Source organism: Lederbergia galactosidilytica (assembly GCF_017873565.1).
In the GTDB taxonomy this organism is placed as follows: domain Bacteria; phylum Bacillota; class Bacilli; order Bacillales; family Bacillaceae_C; genus Lederbergia; species Lederbergia galactosidilytica.
This window is the reverse complement of sequence record NZ_JAGGKH010000042.1, coordinates 1-2,934: the sequence shown is the minus strand read 5'-3', so window position 1 is coordinate 2,934 and position 2,934 is coordinate 1. Positions and strand designations below refer to the sequence as shown.

Here is a 2,934-nt window from a genome sequence, read left to right as displayed (position 1 = left end):
AGCTGACGCAGAGATTCGAAGCTTATTATTGACCAAGAGATTAAGTTGTTAAGGGCGCACGGTGGATGCCTTGGCACTAGGAGCCGATGAAGGACGGGACTAACACCGATATGCTTCGGGGAGCTGTAAGCAAGCTTAGATCCGAAGATTTCCGAATGGGGGAACCCCCTACCTTTAATGGGGTAGGATCCAATTCTGAATACATAGGAATTGGAAGGCATACCCGGGGAACTGAAACATCTCAGTACCCGGAGGAAGAGAAAGAAAAATCGATTCCCTAAGTAGCGGCGAGCGAAATGGGAAAAGCCCAAACCAAGAGGCTTGCCTCTTGGGGTTGTAGGACACTCGATATGGAGTTACAAAGGAACGGGGTAGACGAAGCGGTCTGGAAAGGCCTGCCAGAGAAGGTAACAGCCCTGTAATTGAAACTTCGTTCCCTCCCGAGTGGATCCTGAGTACGGCGGGACACGTGAAATCCCGTCGGAAGCTGGGAGGACCATCTCCCAAGGCTAAATACTCCCTAGTGACCGATAGTGAACCAGTACCGTGAGGGAAAGGTGAAAAGCACCCCGGAAGGGGAGTGAAATAGACCCTGAAACCGTGTGCCTACAAGTAGTCAAAGCACAATTATGTGTGATGGCGTGCCTTTTGTAGAATGAACCGGCGAGTTGCGATTTCATGCAAGGTTAAGTTGAAGAGACGGAGCCGTAGCGAAAGCGAGTCTGAATAGGGCGTATAAGTATGAGGTCGCAGACCCGAAACCAGGTGATCTACCCATGTCCAGGGTGAAGGTAAGGTAACACTTACTGGAGGCCCGAACCCACGTACGTTGAAAAGTGCGGGGATGAGGTGTGGGTAGCGGTGAAATTCCAATCGAACCTGGAGATAGCTGGTTCTCTCCGAAATAGCTTTAGGGCTAGCCTTGAAGTAGAGTCTTGGAGGTAGAGCACTGTTTGGACGAGGGGCCCTCACCGGGTTACCGAATTCAGACAAACTCCGAATGCCAAAGACTTGTTCTTCAGGAGTCAGACTGCGAGTGATAAGATCCGTAGTCGAGAGGGAAACAGCCCAGACCGCCAGTTAAGGTCCCCAAGTATCCGTTAAGTGGAAAAGGATGTGGAGTTGCTTAGACAACCAGGATGTTGGCTTAGAAGCAGCCACCATTGAAAGAGTGCGTAATAGCTCACTGGTCGAGTGACTCTGCGCCGAAAATGTACCGGGGCTAAACGGATCACCGAAACTGCGGATTGACACCATCGGTGTCAGTGGTAGGAGAGCGTTCCAAGGGCTGTGAAGCTAGACCGTAAGGACTAGTGGAGCGCTTGGAAGTGAGAATGCCGGTATGAGTAGCGAAAGAAGGGTGAGAATCCCTTCCACCGAATGCCTAAGGTTTCCTGAGGAAGGCTCGTCCGCTCAGGGTTAGTCGGGACCTAAGCCGAGGCTGAAAAGCGTAGGCGATGGATAACAGGTCGATATTCCTGTACCACCTCCCCGCCGTTTGAGTAATGGGGGGACGCAGGAGGATAGGGTAAGCACAGTTTTGGATTACTGTGTCCAAGCCGTTAGGCTGAAGAGGAGGCAAATCCTTCTCTTTAAAGCGGAGCGGTTATGGCGAGGGAAATTATAGTACTGAAGTTCCTGATTCCACACTGCCAAGAAAAGCCTCTAGCGAGGCGGGAGGTGCCCGTACCGCAAACCGACACAGGTAGGCGAGGAGAGAATCCTAAGGTGATCGAGAGAACTCTCGTTAAGGAACTCGGCAAAATGACCCCGTAACTTCGGGAGAAGGGGTGCTCTTATGGGTGAAAGCCCAAGAGAGCCGCAGTGAATAGGCCCAGGCGACTGTTTAGCAAAAACACAGGTCTCTGCAAAGCCGCAAGGCGAAGTATAGGGGCTGACGCCTGCCCGGTGCTGGAAGGTTAAGAGGAGTGCTTAAGGCTTTGGCCTGAAGGTACGAATTGAAGCCCCAGTAAACGGCGGCCGTAACTATAACGGTCCTAAGGTAGCGAAATTCCTTGTCGGGTAAGTTCCGACCCGCACGAAAGGCGCAACGATCTGGGCACTGTCTCAACGAGAGACTCGGTGAAATTATAGTACCTGTGAAGATGCAGGTTACCCGCGACAGGACGGAAAGACCCCGTGGAGCTTTACTGCAGCCTGATATTGAATGTCGGTGCAGCTTGTACAGGATAGGTAGGAGCCGTGGAAACAGGAGCGCCAGCTTCTGTGGAGGCATCGGTGGGATACTACCCTTGCTGTACTGACCTTCTAACCCACGCCCGTAATCCGGGTGGGAGACAGTGTCTGGCAGGCAGTTTGACTGGGGCGGTCGCCTCCTAAAAGGTAACGGAGGCGCCCAAAGGTTCCCTCAGAATGGTTGGAAATCATTCGCAGAGTGTAAAGGCACAAGGGAGCTTGACTGCGAGACCTACAAGTCGAGCAGGGACGAAAGTCGGGCTTAGTGATCCGGTGGTTCCGCATGGAAGGGCCATCGCTCAACGGATAAAAGCTACCCCGGGGATAACAGGCTTATCTCCCCCAAGAGTTCACATCGACGGGGAGGTTTGGCACCTCGATGTCGGCTCATCGCATCCTGGGGCTGTAGTCGGTCCCAAGGGTTGGGCTGTTCGCCCATTAAAGCGGTACGCGAGCTGGGTTCAGAACGTCGTGAGACAGTTCGGTCCCTATCCGTCGCGGGCGCAGGAAATTTGAGAGGAGCTGTCCTTAGTACGAGAGGACCGGGATGGACGCACCGCTGGTGTACCAGTTGTCTCGCCAGAGGCATAGCTGGGTAGCTATGTGCGGAAGGGATAAGTGCTGAAAGCATCTAAGCATGAAGCCCCCCTCAAGATGAGATTTCCCTGGCTTTATAGCCTAAGACCCCTGAAAGATGATCAGGTTGATAGGTCCGAGGTAGAAGTGTGGTGACACATG

At 53.0% G+C, this 2,934-nt stretch carries 1 rRNA gene; it reads left to right on the top strand.

What is annotated here, in order from left to right:
* Nucleotides 1-38: 38 nt before the first annotated feature.
* Nucleotides 39-2,934, top strand: a 23S ribosomal RNA gene (locus J2Z23_RS22030); the annotation flags it as partial.